This window comes from Virgibacillus phasianinus, from assembly GCF_002216775.1.
Classification (GTDB): domain Bacteria; phylum Bacillota; class Bacilli; order Bacillales; family Amphibacillaceae; genus Virgibacillus_F; species Virgibacillus_F phasianinus.
Map to the genome: position 1 here is coordinate 1,647,472 of NZ_CP022315.1, position 21,032 is coordinate 1,668,503.

A 21,032-nucleotide genomic window follows, 5' to 3' on the forward strand; every position below is an offset into this window, starting at 1 on the left:
TGCGACAGCACGAGGAGGCTCACCAGCCGCCCGCGGAAAGCGACTGCCCGCAGCGGAAATCACGTCGCTAGTACGTTGCAGTTTATATTAACTGTGGTGTTATTTGTTATCAACTAACTATGCGAAACCAGTTGCTCGCCAGCTAAATCGTTTATTTTCCAAATACCTCGGGGCTGTTGGAAAATACTCCATTGACACCAAAATCGACTAACTCTTCATAACGTTCAACCGTATTTACTGTATATGGATAAACCTGAAATCCATGTTCCTTACAGCTTTCAACAAACTCCTGATCTGTATAAACATTATTCGGATGGATGCTGGTAATGTTTAATCCGCTATTCTTTGCATACTCCCAGGCACGAAGAATTCGATAATAAAATAACATGCCAAGCTCAACGCTCGGTGCTAGCTGCTGCACTTTCTCGAGGGCAACATGGTCAAATGATGAAATCAATAGATTATCCAGTCGGTTATACCTTTGCAAACATTCCAGCAGTCGTTCTTCAATTCCTGGATAAATTACCGGTATATTCTTGATTTCCACATTTACTTTAACGTCGGCGGGGCATATTTCCAGGACTTCTTCTAACGTTGGCAAAGTCACGCCTTTGAATGCTTCTGAGAAATTTGACCCGACATCAATCTGCCTGATTTTCTCTAGTGTAAAATCCCGGATCCGGCCGTTAACTTCTTTATTGTATTTGGAAAACGTATGATTATGGCAGACAACGAGATGGTCATCTTTTGTTAGCTGAACATCAAGCTCTATCCCTTTTGCTCCATGATTAAATGCTTTTTGGAAGGCCGGTAACGTATTTTCTGGTGCCTCAGTTAATGACCCGCGATGTGCATAATTTAAAACCATTTTTATCACCCCTAAACAATTTCTATTCCATAAATCATATCACGATTTAATCTTTTTCCACACTGGGATTTTCCATAGATAAAGCAGTGTGCCATATAAAACGAATACAATCACAGTTGTGTAAATGACCTCAATCCATGGATTGTTATGCCGCAGAAATGGATCGAGCAGCTGGGTGACGCCCATAATCACAATGAAAATGGTCAGCAGCTTTCCGAATAAAATCAGTCCATGTTTAATTGAAAAGGCATAAATGGAACGAACTTTAAGCAGCATAAACATGACCGTTACTACCATGGAAATGCTGGTCGCCAGGGCCACCCCGGCAATATCCATGAAGGATGACAGATAAATACTGAGGATTGTATTGACACAAAGCCCAATTAAGCAGGAATAAAAGGCAACCTTGAATTGATGAACTGCATACAAAGCATTTAAAAAAAAGTCGCGCAATGCAAAGAAGGGCAGGGCTATCGAAAAGAATAGAAATGCCTGAACCGTTAATTGCAGGGAACGAATATCAAATACGCCGCGCCCATATGCCATCTCAACTAAGTTTTTCCCTTCTGTCAGCATCACACATTCAAATGGAATAGCGAAAATGAAGATGATTAGAACACCTTTACGCAGCATCTTAAGAAACGTTTCCATATTATCGGTTGCCTTTTCCACAAGTGTCGGGTAAAAGATTGTTACGACTGGCATTAGCATGATACTAAGCGGCAACCATAATAAACGATTTGCATAGTTTATGGCCGCAACACTTCCCGTTTCCAAAAACGATGTTACGATCCGATCTACCACATCGTTTAACTGCATCACAATTGCTGCTAATATAACGGGAATAAACAATGATAATGTAGTTTTGATTAGCTTTCTATTTATCTGAAACGCAAACTTGAAGCCAATTTTGCGCAGGGCTGGGTATTGGACAAACGTTTGAATGAAAGTGCCTAAGACCACTCCAATCGCCACTCCGACAATTCCATAGACTTTTGTTAAAAAGATTATTGCAAGGATAATGATACTGTTTTGAACGACTGGCGATAACGATGGAATGACAAATTGTTTATTCGCATGCATGAGTCCAGTTGAGATTCCAGTCAAGGTTAAGAGTAATAAGCTTGGTGCTAAAATCCGGGTTAACAGGATAGCTTGATTGGTCTGATCGAGTGTAAATCCCGGAGCCATAATCCGAATGATTGGTTCAGCGAATAAAAAGGTCAGGACACTTAATCCGAGGCCAACCCAGATAAAAAAGGATCCAAGTGCATGCAGTTTTTCATTTGCAGCCTGCAGTGATCTGCTTTTATCCTTCATATAAATAGGAATAATCCCGGCTTGAATGGACGTGCCGATTGCCGTGAATAATACAATTGGAATGATGGATGCAACAAAGTAGGCGTCCGCAGTTCCAGTTGTTCCGAAATAAGCGGCGATTAATGCCTCGCGCAGGAAGCCAAGTATTTTTCCAACGATGGACAGGACGGTTAAGATGCCGAATGCTTTTATCATCTTATTCATCGATAATCTGCCTTTGATTTAGTGCCAATCCAATCGCCAGATAGAAGTAAAGTGTAAATGTCTTGTCCTCCAGCATGGAATAAAATGCACTCCCAATTAAACCAACAAGCAGAATAAAGAATACGTAGGAGTGCACCGTTTTCCTGGCAAGTTGGTAAATAAACAGGAACATGAGAACAGTTCCAATCACACCAGTTTCCACAAGAATTTGCATGTACTGATTATCGGCATACATACTTGCAGGGATCCCGTAACGTTCGTAAATGGGCGACGTAAATGACACGGTGGCGGCACTGCCATATGTACCAAATCCTGTACCGGCAACGGGATGGTCGATGAAAATTTCCACTCCCTTTTTGACGACAAATACACGCCCGCCACTGGCACTCTGCTGAATACGTTTTTCCGAAAACATATCGACAAACCGCTCGGAATTGTTCATGCCTATTTTTTCTGTAAAGGAATCAACTGGCCAATAAACAAGTGCAATGCTGATAGAGAAAAACAGAGCCGTCTTAATCAGGTAACTCCAGTTCTTTTTCATTAAACAAAGCACAAGTAATGCGACACCAAATGCAATCAATGTACCCCGCGAATAAGTTAAGAGAATCGTTCCCGCAAAAAGCACAAGTCCGATGTTCAGCAGGATGGAATAGGAAGCGGCTATTTTCTTCAAGTAGAATGTCAGGAAAAATACAATCATTAAATAGACGGCAAGGACGTTCGGATTCGCAACCAGTCCATAAATTCGCTCACTGTTAACAGCGGCGAGCTCCCAGTGTTGCCATGTTTCCGGAATAAGGATGGTGCGATGTGAAAGCTTTTCGATTAGGCCATGAATAGAAAGCACACAGCCCATGATAAAGGACGTCCACAACGCATGTTGGATGTCTTTCTTGGATATGGCTGCTTCCCCGACAACATACAGAAGCAAAAATGGGATTAAAAAAGCTCGAATCTGCATCAGTATTGCCACAGGTATTACTCCGGTTAATAGCGCGGAAACAGCACCCACTATTATAAATAAGAAAAAGTAGAGCGTGAATCGGTAATTTGCAAAAATCGATGCCGTTTGCTGAACCAGTGTTTTGGCGAAAAGCACAAGTACCACTATGTCACCGATAAATCTTGTGATTGGAAGTATTTCTACCAAGCAGGGCCGAACGGGAAAATAGATGAGAAGAAAAATAAGAGCATATTTTGTGAAGCGGGACATCCTGAACACCTCCAATCCTCATTATGTACAAATCCAACCCGGATTATAATTAGCACGCAGAGTGGTTATATTAACTAGGGACATTAAATTAGAAAATCTTGGCTTTTCGCCAAGAATTAATAGAGAAAGCCTTTAGATTTTTTTATACTTTATGCCAATAAAAATTTCAATACTTTCTTTAAAGTACAAAGAAAAGCGAGTGAATGATCCCTATGAAAGTACTACATTTAAATGCCGGAAATGAAACCGGAGGCGGTATGCACCATATCTTAAGTCTGCTAAACAAACTTAACCGTAAAGAGTTTGTGCTTGGCGTATTGGAAGAGGGGGAGATGCTGCATCGAGCACGAAACCTTGGTATTGAAACAGTTCACTTTCATAGTCCCAAAAAGTTGAGCATACCATTATTAAAAAATATTGTTTCCTATATTAAAAAAGAACGGATTCAAATTGTTCATACCCATGGACCGAGGGCTAATGTTTACGCTAAGTTTCTGAAAAAAATTGTTTCTTTTCAATGGATTGTTACCGTTCATAGTGATCCCTTTTATGACTTTCGCGGGAAGGGATTATATGGGGAGATTTTATGTCGAGTACATACGAATGCGATAAAATGTGCGGATCGTGTCATTGCAATTTCCACCCCATTTCAACAAATTCTGGAGGAGAAGGGGGTTCACCGTGAAAAAATAAACACCGTATTAAATGGAATTGATTTTAAAAAGGAAATGCTGGAGAACTATGTCCGCTCAGACGTTGGTTACGGGGAAGCAGATTTTCTGTTTTTAATGGTGGCAAGGTTTGAAAAAGTGAAACGACATAATCTGGCATTAATCGCCTTCAGTCAGGTAGTAACAGACCATCCCAATTGCAAACTGCTCCTTGTTGGAGATGGAAGCGAGCGCAAGCAGGCCGAGGCATTAGCGGAGCAACTGGGTATTACTGGGTATGTCCATTTTTTGGGTCATCGCCAGGATGTGGAATGTTTTTACAATCTGGCTGATGTGACTATGCTGACGTCTGCCAGTGAAAGTTTTCCACTTGTTTTACTCGAATCAGCAAGAGCGCGGACGCCAGTCATATCAACGGATGTCGGCGGTGTGAAAGAATTAATTGCCGATCCATCAGTTGGTTTTCTAGTGGAGGATTCCAACATTACAAATGCAATGAAAGATGCTATATTTTTAAAGAAAGAGGGTAAATTACAAGTAATGGGCGAAAATTTGCATATTCATGCATCCACTAAATTTTCATTGGAGATTTTTGCCGAAAACATATATAATGTATATTTAGATATAGATAATGTAAACGGTTAAGCATTTATACATTTTATATGAAGAATGAGGTGCGAAAAATTGATAAAGATTACGTTACTTGCCTCGTTAGCGCTTGCGGTATCATTGATTTTAACACCACTACTTATAAAATTTGCCTTGAAAATAAACGCAACAGATAAACCTAACTATCGAAAAGCACATTCCGTTCCAACACCAACACTGGGCGGAATCGCAATCTTTCTAAGTTTTCTTGTGGGGCTGCTTATTTTGCAGCCGTATAGCGAGTTTCACGGCGCTATTGTCACTGGAGCATTCCTGATCATTATTCTTGGAATTTTCGACGATTTGTACACTCTTTCGGCAAAATTAAAGTTTGCTGTACAAATTGGGGTCGCACTGCTGATTGTATTTTGGGGCGGACTCCAGGTTGAATTTATTAATTTGCCATTTGGCGGGCAAATTGAATTCGGATTCCTCAGTTCAATCGTGACTATTTTCTGGATTGTTGGAATTACCAATGCCATTAATCTGATTGACGGTTTGGACGGTCTTGCGGCAGGGGTATCCTCAATCGCATTATTTACGATCGCTGGAATGGCTGTTTTAATGGGTGATGTGTACGTTACAACGATGGCACTTATTTTATTCTTTAGTACAGTAGGCTTTTTAAAATTTAATTTTTATCCTGCAAAGATATTTATGGGTGATACGGGGGCATTATTCCTGGGTTATATGATTGCTGTATTGGCATTGCTCGGGTTTAAAAATATTACCATTGTTTCGTTTATCATTCCTATCTTTATTCTTGGTGTACCGATTTCCGATACATTAATTGCGATGGTCAGAAGAAAGGTTAACCGTCAGCCAATGTACAGCCCGGATAGCTCACACTTGCATCACAGATTAATGAAATCAGGCTTCACGCACAGACAAACCGTGTTATTCATTTATTCGCTAAGTGCAATGTTCAGTTTGGCAGCATTTCTGTTCTCGATGACAACATTGTGGGGATCAATCATTATTTTGGCTGTAGCCCTGCTTGCAATAGAAGTATTAATTGAAAACCTTGGTATGATTAATAACGACTATAAACCATTGACGAATTTTGTGAAGAGTTTACGGCAGAAGTCGTAGGATTTAAATTAAAAAATAAGAGGCTGGGACAAAACTAAAATGTCCAACTCAAAAAACGAACGATCAAGGGGTAGGAAGTTTAGAATGTTTCTTTCCAACAATCGGATCTTAATAAGCAGTTGACATAAACTACTATCATGTTCGGTGCCCTGTCACCGCTGCGGAAAAACACTGCGCTTTCCGTGGGCAGCTGATGAGCCTCCTCGAGCTTACGCTCTCTGGGGTCTCATCTAGGCTTCTGCTCCCACAGGACAAGGAATGCTTCCCCGAATAAGCATCGCACGAAGAAAAAGTGCTTTTCTTTTTCGAGGAGTCTCCGTGTTTTTCCTCCGCTAATATGTCATTAGACAACAGTACTATATAGCAAGTCCACTATTACGTGATTTCTTACGCTCCGGACCGTTGACTCCTGCTTAGAACAGCGCGAGCTGAAGACCCCGCAGAGTGGTTAAATAATGAAGGCCGACTAAAACCGCCCTTTGCGGGCAACGTCGGCATACCCCTTGCCGGGGCAAGGAGGCTGAAGCCGTGCCCTAAGGTGCGCAACGGTCCGCAGCGGAAAACAATCCAGCGCATACTTTTTAGCTTTAAGTTTACAAAAACAGACAAGAAAAAATCCGAACTACTTCAAATTCTAATCAAAGAATTGAATCATAGTTCGGATTTCTCTCTGGCTAAAACACTTTTGTCCCAGCCTCTTTTTATTAATCAATATGGGGATGTTTCTTCCTCCGTGCTATCGGCGGATTTTGCTGACATGGAGCCATCTTGATCATTTTCATAACGCTTTGCGGTTGCTGGATCGATATCTAAATGATTTTTCAATAACTCTTGCGTTTCTTCAAGTGCTATTTCATCCAACTTCCAGAAATAAGTGCTACCAGGCTGATAGTTTTCACCTTCAAGAGTCAAGGTGTCAATATCCAGGTTACCACTGCCAGTTCCATATGCGATAAAGCTTTTCATTTCATCAAATGTCATATTTGTCGTCATATTTTTACCAAGTGCTTCAATAATATCATCATACTGAAGAACCGAATCAAGTGAAACTGCTTTATGAATAACTGACTTAATAATTTCCTGCTGGCGTTTACCACGCTGAATGTCGTTATCATAATGTCTGGTTCGTGCTAGTGCCAGTGCTTCCTCACCATTAAGATGCTGTTCGCCGGGCATTAGATGAATTGCTTTCTGGACATCATTGGAATTTTGTTCGTATAATTCATAAGGAACATCGGCTTTTATGCCATCAACGGCATTAACTACATCAATAAACGCGTTAAAGTTAACTTTGACATAATAGTCAACCGGTATCTCAAGCAGGTTCTCAACCGTTTCGATTGTTGCATCTGGACCACCGTATGCGTGGGCATGATTGATTTTTGTTTTATAACCGACTTCCGGAATATACACATAGGAGTCACGCGGAATACTTACCAGCTTGACACTTTTATCTTCAATGTTCAGTGTAGCAAGCATCAAGGTATCTGAGCGCGCATTTCCTTTATTATTACGGGTATCACTTTGGTCGACACCGATAATTAAGATAGATACATTATCTTTAGCCGGATCTACTGCTTCCTCGCGAAGGTCCGATTTAGCCCGACCGTCATCCTTGTAGGACTCCGAGAAAACGGAATCGGCTTTTGTATATAAATAGGCAGCATATGTGAGTACACCAACAAATACCACTAAAATAGGAATCAATATAAAATAAGCGCGTTTGCGTAATTTTCTCTTCTTTCCCCGTTTACCCATTCTGCTTTCAGTTGTCTTTTCTTTAGACATAAAATTTCTCCTTTACCTTTCTAACATTTGAAATCTAGAACAACCTATATAAATGAATGAATCTATAATTCTAGTATTATTAGCAATAAATCAACATTTTCTAACAAATTTTTCTGAAACATTAACTTTTATTTTACTATGAATATCCCTATTCGTAAATTAATATTTTATTACATTTCTGTAAGAAACCATTACATTAGCAAGCATATAGATGAATAGAAAAGTAAAAAAACAATGGGGAATGATGAGATGGGCGAAGCATTGCGTGTTAACGCGCAAATAAAAAAGGTGAGAATTGTAATCCTCACCGTACTAATAATTGCTAAATCTTGAAAAATATTATTTTGATAAGGTACTTGATGCAGATTAACTGATTTTAATTACACGATCCTGATTGTTATTGATGGATTTAGCGAATATCTCGGGATTATTTGAGAAAACGCCATCGACTCCGATATTTACCAACCGGTTATACGTTTTGACTTTGTTGACAGTGTATGGATATACTTTATAACCCAAACTATGGGATTCCCTAATCAGCTTTTTATTTGTTTGCTTTACATTAGGGTGAATACTGGTTAAATTCAGTTCAAGATTTCTAGCGTATACCCATGGTTTAAACAATTTATGATTTAACAGTAATCCCAGCTTTACATTCGGTGCCAATTTACGCACGGTTTTCAATGAATCGTGGTCAAAGGAGGAGATCAAAACGTTGCCCAAACGATTATAGTCAAGTAAACAATTGACCAGGATATTTTCAATTCCTTCATGAACAAAAGGTGAATTTTTTATCTCAATATTTAATAGTATATCTTCCGGCAACATGTCAAGGACTTCTTCAAGCGTTGCTAGTGTGACTCCTTGATAACTATTTGAAAAAACTGAGCCAACATCAACTTTTTTAATTTCCTCAAGTGTGTAGTCTTTTATAAGCCCAGCAGTATTTTTATTATATCGTGAAAAATTTTGATCATGAACTACAATTAAATGATTGTCTTTCGTAAGTTGAACATCTAACTCGATCGCGCCTACGTTATGCTGGATTGCTTTTTCCATTGCGGGCAACGTATTTTCTGGTGCCTCCGTTAGCGAACCTCTATGTGCAAAATTCAGTATCATTCAGTTCACGCTCCTCTTATTTAATAAGTGAATTTTCGTGATATCATGTTTCTATTTTTAGTATAAATCGCACTTATTAAGTCAGTATTAAGGGGAGGTAAATGTTGTGTAAACTTTGATTTCTTAGTGGTGGGTGAGGTTGTTGCCCGAGTTTGAGGTAATGTTGAGGTCTATGAATAAATGAATAGGGCCTGTTAAGCGGGAAAGAAGCTTAACAGGCTTTTTAGTCAGCTACTTTTCTATCAAATTTAATGAACGTACGGAACTCTTTTTAGCGTTAATATATTCAACAAGCTCAACTGTCATGTCGTAGCGCATAAACGGGGTAATCAAATAAATTCCATTGAATAAGTCCATTGCTGCGTCAAGCAATGATTTTGCGATGGCGATTCCCTCCCGGACAGCCTCCGGGCGATTATCGGCAAATAAAGCGAGGCGTTCGCGTATTGTCTGGGATAATTTGATACCTGGTACTTCATTATGGAGAAACTCCGCATTTTGCGAACTTGTCAAAGGCATGATTCCTATATATATGGGAACGTTTAACTGTTTGGTTGCATGATAGACTTCAATCATCTGTTGCTCGGAAAATATCGGCTGAGTTAAGAAATAGTCAGCCCCGGCATGGATCTTTTTCTCCAGGCGGCGAACGGCTTTATCAAGATGATGAACATTTGGATTGAAGGCACCGGCAATGGAAAAATTAGTTTTCTCACCGAGCGACTTACCTGAATAGGAGATGCCTTCATTAAACTGTTTACATAGCTGAATTAAATCAAAGGAATTACAGTCGTAAACAGACGTAGCTCCGGGGAAGTTGCCGACTTTTGTTGGGTCCCCGGTTATAGCCAGCACATCATGAATCCCTAATGCATGCAGTCCCATCAAATGCGATTGCAAGCCGATTAAATTGCGGTCACGGCAAGCGACATGTACGAGTGACCGTTGATTTAGCTGATTTTTAAGCATCGAGGCAATTGATAGGTTCGAAACTCTTGGGGTAGCAAGTGAATTATCCGCAAGTGTTAATGCGTCGATTCCTGCTTGTTCCAGCGCTTTTGCTCCTTTGAAAAATTCCTCTATGTTAAGCTTCTTTGGTGGATCAAGTTCAACAATGATGGAACGTCGGTCACGGGCGAGTTCATGAAGCCCGGATTGGTTCTCTTTCCTGGAGCCGGTCACACTGATGCTTGCCTCTCTTTTCTTGACAGTTTTCCTCGTTACCGGTTTCAGACCGGCTAATTTTTTGGCCATTGCTTCAATATGTCTTGGTGTCGTCCCGCAGCACCCGCCAATTAATCGTACCCCTTCAGCTCGGAAGGAAAGTGCACTCTCTTCAAAATACTTAGGATCCGATTGATAGGTTAATTTGCCATCAACATACTCCGGCAGCCCAGCGTTTGGGTATGCGGATAAAAATGCGTTTTGTGGAATGTCGACTTGTTCCAGCGAACGAATCATGTGATATGGGCCAAGCCGGCAATTAAGCCCGACAACATCAGCTCCTATTGTTTCTAAATGAATTAGGGCATCCGCTAAGGGTGTCCCGTTTTGTAGTGTGCCGGGTTCATGCAGTGACACTTGTGCAATAAGCGGCAAATCTGTTTCTTTTCGGGCAATCGCGAGCATGGTTGTCAATTCCTCTAAATCGTAATACGTTTCAAATAGTATTCCGTCCACGCCTTCCAGTAACAAGCAATACAATTGTTCGCGAAAGCTGCGTTTCAGTTCCTCAATTGTTTCTTCACCTTTCTTAATACCCCGGATCCCGCCGATTGTTCCTAAAACATAGGCGTTTTCCTGAGCTGCCTCTTTTGCGAGGCGTACGGCTTTCGAATTGATTTCCTTTACATGATCCTGTAAGCCGTATCCAGCCAGTTTCGGGTAATTGGCCCCGTAGGTATTCGTCTGGATAACAGTTGCGCCAGCATCGAGATAGGATTGATGAATGGCTAAAACTTGCTGTGGATGTGACAGGTTTAATTCTTCAAAGCAGCTGTTGATCCCGTTTGCATAAAGCAAGGTACCCATTGCACCGTCACCGATTAAAATCTTTTCATTCAAATCATCTAACAGTCCCATTTTATAAACTCACCTGCCAATTATTTTTAAAAATAAAAAGGCGACCTTAAACATGAGATGTTTAAAGCCGCCTCTAGTTTTCTAGTCAGCGAATTCTTACCTTTTCGTTTTTCTCAAGTTGGATGACTTTTCCATCCTGAACAATCAGTGTGATTGATCCATACTCCATGGTTGACAACATATCGTTTATCTTAGAGGTAATTGAATTTTCTTGTTGATCTTTTTTCGTCAATTCGATTCCTCCTCATCGAATCTAATCATATGTCTGTAAGCTTTCTTTATTCCTATTTATTTTTTTACGGCAAGCTGTTCGCGAACCTCGCGGGCTGCGTTCACCATTACCTCCAGCGCGGGAATTGCTTCTTCTTCTGTTCTCGTCTTCAATCCACAGTCCGGGTTAATCCAAAATAATTTGGGGTCAAGTACCTGCAGGGCACGGTTAATTGTAGTGATTACCTCTGTCTTTTCAGGGATTCGTGGGCTATGAATGTCGTAAACGCCAAGCCCAATCCCTTTGTCATAGACTTTGTTTTCAAACGTTGCGATCAGTTCACCATGGCTAAGTGCCGCTTCGATTGCGATGACATCGGCGTCAAGATCGTTGATGGCATCGATAATATCCTGGAATTCCGAATAGCACATATGCGTGTGAATCTGTGTTTCATCTTGAACAGAAGCGGTTGCAAGTTTAAACGCATATACCGCTGTACTCAAGTAGTCGTCCCATTTCGACCGTTTTAACGGTAGGCCTTCACGTAATGCCGGTTCGTCAACCTGGATCATTTGTATATTGTTTTCTTCAAGTGTTTCTACTTCCTCACGAAGCGCCAATGCAATTTGATACAGTACGTCCTGCTTTTTAATATGATCACTAACAAATGACCAGTTCAAAATGGTAACGGGGCCGGTAAGCATGCCTTTGACGGGTTTATTTGTGAGTGATTGCGCAAAGACGCTTTCCTTTACCGTCATGGGTTCAAGAAAATGGACATCACCGTATACAAGAGGCGGTTTCACGCAACGAGAACCATAAGACTGCACCCATGCATTTTTTGTTGTCGCAAAGCCACCAAGCTTTTCGCCAAAGTATTCGACCATATCATTTCGTTCAAATTCACCATGAATCAGAACATCTAACCCAATTTGTTCTTGAATATCTATCCATTTGACTATTTGATTCTTCACATAGCCTTCATACTGTTCTTCGTTCCATTCGCCCTTGCGCCAGCTTTGACGGGCTTTACGAACCTCACTTGTTTGTGGGAGGCTGCCAATGGACGTTGACGGAAGCACAGGCAAATTGAAGCGCTTTTCCTGTAACTTTTGCCTATCCTTAAAAGGGGATTGACGGTCAGCGCGGTATTCCTGCAGGTTGTTAACAGCATTTTGAACGCTCGCAACGTTTCGGCTGGATGATTGATTCAGTTTATCAATCTTTGCTGCACTATCATTTATTTCCTTTACAACGGCTTTATCTCCCAAGTTAAGCCACTTTGTCAGCACCTGCACCTCAAGCAGCTTTTCATCCGCAAAAGCCAGCCCGTCTTTTAGAAGTGGATCCAGTGCTGTTTCACTTTTTACTGTGACAGGCACATGTAACAGGCTTGTGGAAGGCTGGACGATTAATCGCTCAGCGGGTACAGACTCTTTTATTTTCGCAAGCAAGGCTGTTTTATCTTTAAGATTTGCTCGCCAAACGTTACGTCCGTCAATCACACCAGCAGCAAGCACTTTGTCGTCGGGAAAGCCGAATCTTCTAAGTGAAGCGAGATTTTCCCCTTCATCCAGTACAAAATCAAGGCCGATTCCCTGAACAGGCAGGTCGATGATTTCCTCGTAATACCCGACGCTCTCGAAGTACGTTTGTAATAATAAGTTTAGGTTCGGAGCAGCGATGTTAAGCCTTTGATAGACACGCTCAAACCTTTGTAGATCGTCAGGAAGGATGGAGGTGGCAAGAATTGGTTCATCGATTTGCACCCACTCAGCACCTTCTTGTTCAAGCTCCTGCAGGATTGTTTCGTATAATGGCAGGAATTGATCAAGCAATTTGTCAAACTGCTCTTCTTCATAACCTTTTGCCAGCTTTAAAAATGTAATTGGCCCGAGAAACACTGGTTTGCCGTTGATTCCAAGTTTTTCTTTTGCTTCCCGGTAGTAGGTAAGCGGGCGGTTATGTGTTAGTTTAGGCGTAGCATTTTGCAATTCAGGTACGATGTAATGATAGTTTGTATTGAACCACTTCGTCATTGAGGATGCGACAGCGCCCTTACTTCCCCGGGCAATCGCAAAATAATCCTGTAGCGAAACCTCGCCGTTTGCTTTCTTGAAACGTTCAGGGATAATGCCAAACATGACCGATGTATCCAGCACATGATCATAAAGTGAAAAATCTCCTACTGGGATCAGCTCAATACCGTGTTCCTTTTGCTTTTGCAGCAGGCCTAAACGCAATTGTTCGATCTCTTTAAGGAAACTTTCCTCACTTTGTTTACCAGACCAAAACCTTTCCAGAGCTCTTTTCCATTCTCTGTTTCCTCCAATTCTTGGATACCCTAAATTTGAACTGATTGCTTTACTCATTTACCATTCCTCCACTTCCAATATTCATTTTTTATCCTAAATAGTTGCCAAATGACAATGTATAGGCGAATGCAAAAAACAGACCTCTCTTTAACGTGAAAGAGAGGTCTGCAAATAACCGATTGTTATCTTTCAAAGTGATTGCACTTTGCAGGAATTAGCACCTTGCATCATATTGTGCAGGTTGCTGGGCGTCTCAGGGCCAGTCCCTCAGCCTCTCTTGATAAGAGTCCTATGTAATTTTAAAAATTTCCAATTATTCCAATTTGTAGCTATAAGGAAGAGTCTAGCAAGCTAAATTCAATAAGTCAATCCTTTTTTGCAACTTATTTTTGCCTTCATTATATGCAAAAAAAATGAGTCTGAGGATGCGGTCTATGGGGCTGAGAAAACGATCCTGTTCATGAAAAAAATGATCAAGATCACATGTAAGATAAAAAGTGGGTGAAATTTCCTATTCTTTCATTTTTCTCAAATTAGTTGTTGACTTTCAAAATGTTAAAGCATAAAATTACAATCAATAAATTTTCGCAATATTTTTCTTATCAAGAGAGGTGGAGGGAAAGGCCCTTTGAAACCTCGGCAACAGGTTTAGATAAACACTGTGCCAATTCCTACAGGCTGAATGTCTGGAAGATAAGAAGAGCAAAGCAGCTAATTTAGTGTACTCTCTTCTTACTGACAAGAAGGGGGTTTTTTAATGCATATAGCAGGATATCCATGATGTTCAGTCCCGTCGTCACTTGTATGATTAACCCATATTTTTTGGAGGGATGATGTATGACGAATGATTCGGTTACCTATAGTGACTTCACTGGTGACCCTTTTAAAAAATGGAGTCCAAGAGATGCTACAAAAGGTGCATCTAGCGTTTTGGAATGGGCTTATGAATCGTACGGAAACTCGATCGTTTACGCTTGCAGTTTTGGTGCGGAAGGTATTGTCTTAATTGATTTAATTTCCAAGGTGAAAAGCGATGCGGAGATTGTTTTTCTCGACACAGAGATCCACTTTCAAGAAACGTATGATCTGATTGATAAGGTAAAGGAAAGGTATCCGGCACTAAATATTCATTTAAAAAAACCGAAATTGACCTTAGATGAACAGGCGGCTAAACACGGTTCGGCGCTTTGGAACCGTCAGCCCGATCAATGTTGTTACATTCGAAAAATCAAGCCACTTGAGGAGGCGTTGAGTGGTGCTTCGGCCTGGATCTCTGGTTTGCGACGAGAACAATCGCTAAACCGGAAAAATACTGACTTTGTTAATAAAGATGAGCGTTTTAAGTCTATCAAGGTGTGCCCATTGATCCACTGGACGTGGGATAATGTTTGGTCTTATATCCGACTAAACAACTTGGCTTACAATGAATTGCATGATCAGGGTTATCCAAGTATTGGCTGTGTCCCATGTACGTTTCCGGCGAATGACTCTACTGATTCCCGGGCCGGCAGGTGGGTAGGGTTTAATAAAACAGAGTGTGGTCTCCATGCTCATGGAAAAGGTTCTAGTTAAATGACATGGACGATTATGGCATTTCTAGTCGCCTATTTCTTCGCTTTTAACATTGGGGCGAGTGGCTCTGCAGCTGCGATGAGTGTCCCGTACGGTTCCGGAGCAGTTAAACGGAGATCAACAGCGCTAATGCTTTGTGCTGGTGGTATTTTAGCAGGGGCGGTGATAGGCAGTGGGGAAGTGGTTGAAACACTTAGTAAATCGCTTGTTCCACCTGCAGTTCTCACTACCCAGGTTGTTGTAATTATCCTAATGGCTGCTGCAGGAACCCTGTTTATAACGAACCTTTTGGGGATTCCGTTGTCAACGAGCGAGGTAACAGTTGGCGCTATCGTAGGGGCGGGCCTATCCTTGCAAATGCTTAATTTGCAGACCTTATCCGTCATTATTGCATTTTGGTTTGCCGTACCAGTTGTTGCCTGTTTATGTACCTACCTATTCAGCAAAGGAGGTGATTTTCTTACAAAGAAGAGAAATAAGCCACTGAGCCCGAAACTGACTAAAATTGCTGCTCCCATTTTAATTGCAGCGGGGTGCTTAGAGGCCTTTGCAGCTGGGATGAACAATGTTGGTAATGCCGTTGGTCCACTTGTTGGGGCGGGAATTGTCTCCGCACATTCTGGTGTAGTGACTGGTGGGATCTGTATGGCCCTTGGCGTTATTTTTCTAGGAGGAAAGATCATCGAAACTGGTGGCAAACGTATTGCTAAACTATCAATCTGGCAGGGGATAACCGTTTCCTGTGTTTCTGGTTTACTTGTAACATTTGCCTCGATAGTGGGTGTTCCGGTTCCAATTACCCAGGTTACCACCTCAGCAATTGTGGGGAGCGGTGCGGCGAAACAGGGGGCAAAGGTGTGGCGCCAACCTTTAATTCGTACGATAGTCAGCATTTGGGTAATCTCGCCCCTGCTTTCTATGGTTGTCTCCTATTGTCTAGTTGAGATAGTTGTTCGTTCAAACTTTTATACGGTCAGTATTATTGCTGGTGCAATTTTTGCTACCTTGGGCATTGCCGGTTTAGCTTCATCTATTTCCAAAACCGGTCTTGTGAAAAACAGTCAGCGTAAGCTATTACCAAAAAAAATAAGGAGGACTTAAAATATGACATTAATCGAACCACATGGAGGGGAACTCGTCAATCAAATCATTGAAAAAGAGGATTTGCCGGTTCATTCGGCAACGATTGAGTTAGATAACATGGCACTAAGTGATTTGGAATTAATTGCGATCGGTGCCTATAGTCCACTTAAAGGTTTCTTAAATCAAGCGGATTACCTTTCCGTTGTCGAAACGCTGCGGTTAGCCGATGGAACTCCGTGGAGTATTCCAATCACATTACCAGTCAGCGAACAGAAAGCACGAACACTGAATATTGGTGATCATGCAGCGTTAGTGAAAGATGACATTACATATGGGGTCATCAAAATTGAAGAGGTTTTTCAACCGGATAAAGAAAAAGAGGCCGAGAACGTTTATTTGACTACCGAAACAGAACACCCAGGGGTTAAAAAACTTTTTAGTCGCCCTGATCATTATGTTGCCGGGGAAATCAAGCTGATCGAACGTCCAAGTCGTGCCCACGAGGAAAAATTCTATCTTGACCCACTGCAAACAAGAGAATTGTTTCATTCGTTAGGCTGGAAAAAGGTTGTTGGTTTTCAAACACGCAACCCCGTCCATCGAGCGCATGAACACATACAAAAATCGGCACTTGAAATTGTTGATGGTCTGTTTCTAAATCCCCTTGTCGGCGAAACCAAAAGTGATGATATTCCGAGTGATGTGCGGATGCAAAGCTATCAGGTTTTATTGAAACATTATTATCCTGCTAACCGTGTTGTGCTAGCCGTTTTTAACGCTGCAATGCGCTATGCGGGGCCAAGAGAAGCAATCTTCCACGCGCTTGTCCGTAAAAACTTTGGCTGCACGCATTTCATTGTCGGACGTGACCATGCTGGTGTTGGTAATTATTATGGCACGTATGATTCCCAGAAAATATTCAGCCATTATGATGAAGGGGACCTTGGCATAACACCATTGTTCTTTGAGCACAGCTTTTACTGCTTATCCTGTAAGGCGATGGTTTCCCATAAGACCTGCCCACATGAAAGTGATCAGCATGTCATTTTATCTGGAACAAAAGTGCGTGAGCTGCTGCGAAGTGGTGAAAAGCCACCGGAAACATTTAGTCGTCCGGAGGTGGCTGAAACGCTCATTGCAGGGCTAAGAAAAACGGAGGAGCAGGTACGATGAGTATAAAAAATGTGTGTCGATGTGAGGTGGAAGTCATTGCAGTTACAAGTAAATAATAGTCCGTTTAGTCAAGAACAAGCAGAGTTACTTAATCGCCTTTTGCCAACGATAACCGAGGCGCAGCAAATATGGCTGAGCGGGTATCTGGCCGCTCCAAAGCAAGAGACGGTTGATCCTGCTTTGCAAAACACCCCGGGAACGGAAGTGTCATCACAAAATGATGGGCAGACTGCCACCCGGGAAGTGACGGTACTCTTTGGATCTGAGACTGGCAATGGACAAATGCTTGCCGAAGGGTTGTCTGAGAAGTTAGTAGCCCAAGGGTTAAAAGTGGCAACATCCGCGATGGATGATTTCAAGCCCAAGGGATTAAAGAAGGTCGAGGACTTGCTGATTGTGACAGCGACCCATGGGGAAGGAGATCCGCCGGATAATGCACTGTCCTTTAATGAATTCCTTAACAGTAGAAAAGCACCAAAATTAGATGGGCTGCGGTTTTCGGTACTGTCCTTGGGCGACCAGTCCTACGAGTTTTTCTGTCAGACTGGCAAGGACCTCGACAAGCGGCTGGAGGAACTGGGCGGTGAGCGACTTTATCCAAGGGTTGATTGTGACCTGGACTTCGATGAACCTGCTGCCGAATGGATGGAGGGAGTCTTGGAAAGCTTGCGTGAGACGCAGAAGACTGGTTCTGCTGATGAGGAAACACCCCTGACAGAACTGCTGGAGGCGGGGGCAGGAATTAAGCAGTCGGCCTATTCTCGGACAAATCCATTTAAAGCTGAGATTCTGGATAACTGGAAACTTAATGGGCGGGGGTCAAACAAAGAAACCCGGCATCTTGAATTATCCCTTGAAGGATCGAATCTCGAATTTGAACCTGGTGACAGTCTTGGGGTCTTCCCCGAAAATAATCCTGAATTGGTGGAACAAATCATCGATGTAATGAACTGGAATCCTGAAGAAATTGTACCAGCCAGTAAAAAGGGGGATTCTAAAACATTACGTGATGCCCTGCATTATCATTTTGAGATTACGATCCTGACGAAGCCATTGCTTAAGCAAGCGGCACTGCTATTTGAAAACGAGGCGTTAATTGAGCTTCTGGAGCCAGAACGGGATGATGAATTAAAGGCTTACCTGGATGGGCGCGATGTGCTTGATTTAATTCAGGATTACCCGCCTCAGGAGGTTAGCGCGAGTGAATTTGTTCAAATTTTACGCAAAATACCCGCTCGGCTTTACTCAATTTCAAGCAGTTTTAAAGCGAATCCGGATGAGGTTCACCTTACGATTGGTACTGTTAGATATGAAGCACATGGGCGCGACCGGACCGGTGTCTTCTCTGGACAGTGTGCGGAACGAACGGAGCCCGGGGAAATGTTACCAATTTACATTCACCGCAACCCCAATTTTAAATTTCCCGCCGATCAACAAGCACCAGTGATCATGATTGGACCAGGTACGGGCGTTGCTCCGTTTCGATCCTTTTTGGAAGAACGGGAGGAGCTTGGTGCTGAAGGGAAAACATGGCTATTTTTCGGAGAGCAGCACTTTGCTTCCGACTTTCTTTATCAGGTTGAATGGCAGAACTGGCTTAAGGAAGGTGTGCTTTCCAAGCTGGATGTTGCTTTTTCCCGAGATACTGCTGAAAAAGTGTATGTACAGCACCGGATGCTTGAGAAGAGCCGTGAGTTCTATCAATGGCTAGAAAAAGGGGCCAGTGTCTACGTGTGCGGAGACGAGCAAAGTATGGCAAATGATGTGCATAATACGCTCACAACGATTATTGAACAAGAAGGTGCAATGACGAAGGAGGAAGCGGAAGTCTATCTGACAGAAATGCGTCATCAGAAACGTTATCAACGAGATGTATATTAGTTGACTTGAAGTGAAATGGAAAGGAGTTTAAAAATGGTGAAAAACAACATTCCGGAGAAAGATGGGCCACCAAGTGATCTTGAGCGAATTAAAGAGGAAAGTGACTATTTGCGGGGGACGATTGCAGAAGGCCTTGGAGACAGGATTACTGCCGCTATTTCCGATGATGATACGAAATTATTAAAGTTCCACGGCAGTTACCAGCAGGATGACCGGGATTTACGCGATGAGCGCAGGCGTCAACGATTGGAGCCTGCGTACCAATTCATGATTCGCGCACGGGTCCCGGGAGGTGTTGCGACACCGGAACAATGGCTGGTCATGGATGATATTGCTCATAAATACGGTAATCAAACGCTAAAACTTACGACTAGGCAAACGTTCCAAATGCATGGAATTCTAAAGTGGAACCTAAAGAAAACCATGCAGGAAATTAACGGTGCATTGCTTGATACGCTGGCCGCATGTGGCGATGTAAACAGGAATGTAATGTGCAATGTGAACCCATATCAATCAGCTGTTCATGAAGAGGTTTACAAATGGTCAACAAAACTAAGTAATCATCTGTTGCCAAAAACAAATGCTTATCACGAAATCTGGCTTGATAAAGAAAAGGTCGCTGACAGCCGAAAACCGGAAGAAATTGAGCCTATGTACCGGAATCTTTATTTGCCCAGGAAGTTTAAAATTGGCATTGCAGTTCCACCTTCAAACGACGTGGATATCCATTCCCATGATCTAGGTTTTATTGCAATTTTGGAAGATGGGAAACTGCAGGGATTCAATGTGGCAGTCGGTGGCGGCATGGGGATGACCCATGGTGATACAGACACTTACCCGCAAATATCCCGCGTTATTGGTTTTTGTCCAGTTGAGAAAATTATTGAGGTGGCGGAAACGGTAATTACTATCCAACGCGATTATGGTAATCGTTCCGATCGAATGAATGCACGTTTCAAGTATACGGTCGATGCAAGGGGAATTGATTGGATTAGAAATGAACTGAATGAAAGGTTGGAATGGGAGCTTGAAGAAGCCCGTGCATACCACTTTGATCATAATGGGGATCGCTATGGTTGGGTGGAGGGTGACGGTAAATGGCACCTGAATCTATTCATACAAAATGGGCGAATCACGGATTTCGAAAACTATTTCCTAATGACAGGTCTGCGCGAAATCGCTAAAATCCATACTGGAGAATTCCGCCTTACTCCAAACCAGAACCTGATCATCGCAAATGTGACTAATGAAAAAAAGCAGGAAATTGTTGAGCTAGTTGAAAAGTATGGACTCACGGAAGGTAAACACTATTCCGCTCTACGAAGAAATTCCATGGCCTGTGTAGCTCTTCCAACATGCGGTCTGGCGATGGCGGAATCAGAACGTTATCTCCCTTCGCTAGTAGATAAAATCGAGGTAATCCTGGATGAAGTTGGCCTGCATGAGAAGGAAATCGTCATTCGCATGTCAGGGTGTCCGAATGGATGCTCCCGCCCGGCACTAGCCGAAATTGCCTTTATCGGAAAAGCCCCAGGGAAATACAATATGTATCTGGGCGGTGGGTTTTCTGGAGAACGCCTGAACAGTCTTTACCGTGAAAACATAGGCGAAAAGGAAATCTTGGAAAATCTTCGCAAGGTCCTTTTTCAATATGCAAAAGAAAGACAGGAAGGCGAACATTTAGGTGATTATGTAATCCGCGCTGGTTATGTCGAAGAAGTTCACTCGGGACTTGATTTTCATAAGTCTAAAGGTGATATTTTTGTAACATAGAATTAGAAAGTGG

General features: G+C 42.2%; 15 protein-coding genes and 2 riboswitches. Of the genes, 7 read left to right on the forward strand and 8 right to left on the reverse strand.

Features of this window, described 5'->3' with window-relative positions; translation table 11 throughout:
* Nucleotides 1-151: 151 nt before the first annotated feature.
* The 3 genes from CFK37_RS08300 to CFK37_RS08310 are packed head-to-tail and all read right to left on the reverse strand — an operon-like array spanning nucleotide 152 to nucleotide 3,608.
* Nucleotides 152-868, reverse strand: coding sequence for a glycerophosphodiester phosphodiesterase (locus CFK37_RS08300; protein WP_089061423.1), 717 nt, complete (start codon nucleotides 866-868; stop codon nucleotides 152-154).
* 39 nt (nucleotides 869-907) lie between these two features.
* Nucleotides 908-2,392, reverse strand: a complete 1,485-nt coding sequence (gene murJ, locus CFK37_RS08305; RefSeq protein ID WP_089061424.1) for a murein biosynthesis integral membrane protein MurJ — start codon at nucleotides 2,390-2,392, stop codon at nucleotides 908-910.
* Nucleotides 2,385-3,608, reverse strand: coding sequence for an O-antigen ligase family protein (locus CFK37_RS08310; RefSeq protein WP_089061425.1), 1,224 nt, complete (start codon nucleotides 3,606-3,608; stop codon nucleotides 2,385-2,387). Before CFK37_RS08310 ends, murJ begins: the two co-directional genes overlap by 8 nt.
* Nucleotides 3,609-3,820: 212 nt before the next feature.
* Between CFK37_RS08310 and CFK37_RS08315 the strand changes: the two genes are divergently transcribed.
* Both CFK37_RS08315 and CFK37_RS08320 read left to right on the forward strand, forming a co-directional pair.
* Entirely contained in the window at nucleotides 3,821-4,924 is a 1,104-nt protein-coding gene (locus tag CFK37_RS08315) for a glycosyltransferase family 4 protein (protein WP_172840472.1), read from the forward strand.
* A gap of 24 nt (nucleotides 4,925-4,948) precedes the next feature.
* Nucleotides 4,949-6,019 (forward strand): glycosyltransferase family 4 protein, encoded by a 1,071-nt coding sequence (locus tag CFK37_RS08320; RefSeq protein ID WP_089061427.1) that lies wholly within the window; start codon nucleotides 4,949-4,951, stop codon nucleotides 6,017-6,019.
* Between the two features lie 708 nt (nucleotides 6,020-6,727).
* Here CFK37_RS08320 and CFK37_RS08325 read toward each other — a convergent pair.
* From CFK37_RS08325 to metE, 5 genes are all read right to left on the reverse strand, one after another.
* Nucleotides 6,728-7,807 carry an LCP family protein gene (locus CFK37_RS08325; protein ID WP_089061428.1) on the reverse strand — a complete coding sequence of 360 codons (1,080 nt, stop codon included), beginning with the start codon at nucleotides 7,805-7,807 and terminating at the stop codon, nucleotides 6,728-6,730.
* A 366-nt stretch (nucleotides 7,808-8,173) separates the two neighbouring features.
* Complete coding sequence (locus CFK37_RS08330) at nucleotides 8,174-8,929, reverse strand: glycerophosphodiester phosphodiesterase (RefSeq protein WP_089061429.1); 756 nt, start codon at nucleotides 8,927-8,929, stop codon at nucleotides 8,174-8,176.
* Between the two features lie 231 nt (nucleotides 8,930-9,160).
* Nucleotides 9,161-11,011 (reverse strand): bifunctional homocysteine S-methyltransferase/methylenetetrahydrofolate reductase, encoded by a 1,851-nt coding sequence (locus tag CFK37_RS08335; protein ID WP_089061430.1) that lies wholly within the window; start codon nucleotides 11,009-11,011, stop codon nucleotides 9,161-9,163.
* A gap of 85 nt (nucleotides 11,012-11,096) precedes the next feature.
* Entirely contained in the window at nucleotides 11,097-11,213 is a 117-nt protein-coding gene (locus CFK37_RS08340) for a YezD family protein (protein WP_425445375.1), read from the reverse strand.
* Nucleotides 11,214-11,299: 86 nt separating this feature from the next.
* Nucleotides 11,300-13,594, reverse strand: a complete 2,295-nt coding sequence (gene metE / locus CFK37_RS08345) for a 5-methyltetrahydropteroyltriglutamate--homocysteine S-methyltransferase (RefSeq protein WP_089061431.1) — start codon at nucleotides 13,592-13,594, stop codon at nucleotides 11,300-11,302.
* 122 nt (nucleotides 13,595-13,716) lie between these two features.
* A riboswitch (SAM riboswitch) is annotated at nucleotides 13,717-13,824 on the reverse strand.
* A gap of 309 nt (nucleotides 13,825-14,133) precedes the next feature.
* Nucleotides 14,134-14,237, forward strand: a riboswitch (SAM riboswitch).
* A 137-nt stretch (nucleotides 14,238-14,374) separates the two neighbouring features.
* Between metE and CFK37_RS08350 the strand changes: the two genes are divergently transcribed.
* Genes CFK37_RS08350 through cysI form a run of 5 tightly spaced genes read left to right on the forward strand, consistent with a single transcriptional unit; the run spans nucleotide 14,375 to nucleotide 21,019 of the window.
* Nucleotides 14,375-15,109, forward strand: a complete 735-nt coding sequence (locus CFK37_RS08350) for a phosphoadenylyl-sulfate reductase (protein WP_089061432.1) — start codon at nucleotides 14,375-14,377, stop codon at nucleotides 15,107-15,109.
* Nucleotides 15,110-16,210, forward strand: coding sequence for a sulfate permease (locus CFK37_RS08355; RefSeq protein WP_089061433.1), 1,101 nt, complete (start codon nucleotides 15,110-15,112; stop codon nucleotides 16,208-16,210).
* A 3-nt stretch (nucleotides 16,211-16,213) separates the two neighbouring features.
* Nucleotides 16,214-17,365, forward strand: coding sequence for a sulfate adenylyltransferase (gene sat, locus CFK37_RS08360; RefSeq protein WP_089061434.1), 1,152 nt, complete (start codon nucleotides 16,214-16,216; stop codon nucleotides 17,363-17,365).
* A gap of 36 nt (nucleotides 17,366-17,401) precedes the next feature.
* Nucleotides 17,402-19,246: an assimilatory sulfite reductase (NADPH) flavoprotein subunit gene (locus CFK37_RS08365; protein WP_089061435.1), complete on the forward strand. Its 1,845-nt coding sequence runs from the start codon at nucleotides 17,402-17,404 to the stop codon at nucleotides 19,244-19,246.
* Nucleotides 19,247-19,279: 33 nt separating this feature from the next.
* Nucleotides 19,280-21,019: an assimilatory sulfite reductase (NADPH) hemoprotein subunit gene (gene cysI / locus CFK37_RS08370; protein ID WP_089061436.1), complete on the forward strand. Its 1,740-nt coding sequence runs from the start codon at nucleotides 19,280-19,282 to the stop codon at nucleotides 21,017-21,019.
* Nucleotides 21,020-21,032 lie beyond the last annotated feature (13 nt).

Excerpts from the sequence above, each read along its gene's own strand:
- CFK37_RS08300 (WP_089061423.1), bottom strand. The coding sequence starts at position 868 with ATGGTTTTAAATTATGCACATCGCGGGTCATTAACTGAGGCACCAGAA.
- murJ (WP_089061424.1), bottom strand. The coding sequence starts at position 2,392 with ATGAATAAGATGATAAAAGCATTCGGCATCTTAACCGTCCTGTCCATC.
- CFK37_RS08310 (WP_089061425.1), bottom strand. The coding sequence starts at position 3,608 with ATGTCCCGCTTCACAAAATATGCTCTTATTTTTCTTCTCATCTATTTT.
- CFK37_RS08315 (WP_172840472.1), top strand. The coding sequence starts at position 3,821 with ATGAAAGTACTACATTTAAATGCCGGAAATGAAACCGGAGGCGGTATG.
- CFK37_RS08320 (WP_089061427.1), top strand. The coding sequence starts at position 4,949 with ATGAGGTGCGAAAAATTGATAAAGATTACGTTACTTGCCTCGTTAGCG.
- CFK37_RS08325 (WP_089061428.1), bottom strand. The coding sequence starts at position 7,807 with ATGTCTAAAGAAAAGACAACTGAAAGCAGAATGGGTAAACGGGGAAAG.
- CFK37_RS08330 (WP_089061429.1), bottom strand. The coding sequence starts at position 8,929 with ATGATACTGAATTTTGCACATAGAGGTTCGCTAACGGAGGCACCAGAA.
- CFK37_RS08335 (WP_089061430.1), bottom strand. The coding sequence starts at position 11,011 with ATGGGACTGTTAGATGATTTGAATGAAAAGATTTTAATCGGTGACGGT.
- metE (WP_089061431.1), bottom strand. The coding sequence starts at position 13,594 with ATGAGTAAAGCAATCAGTTCAAATTTAGGGTATCCAAGAATTGGAGGA.
- CFK37_RS08350 (WP_089061432.1), top strand. The coding sequence starts at position 14,375 with ATGACGAATGATTCGGTTACCTATAGTGACTTCACTGGTGACCCTTTT.
- CFK37_RS08355 (WP_089061433.1), top strand. The coding sequence starts at position 15,110 with ATGACATGGACGATTATGGCATTTCTAGTCGCCTATTTCTTCGCTTTT.
- sat (WP_089061434.1), top strand. The coding sequence starts at position 16,214 with ATGACATTAATCGAACCACATGGAGGGGAACTCGTCAATCAAATCATT.
- cysI (WP_089061436.1), top strand. The coding sequence starts at position 19,280 with ATGGTGAAAAACAACATTCCGGAGAAAGATGGGCCACCAAGTGATCTT.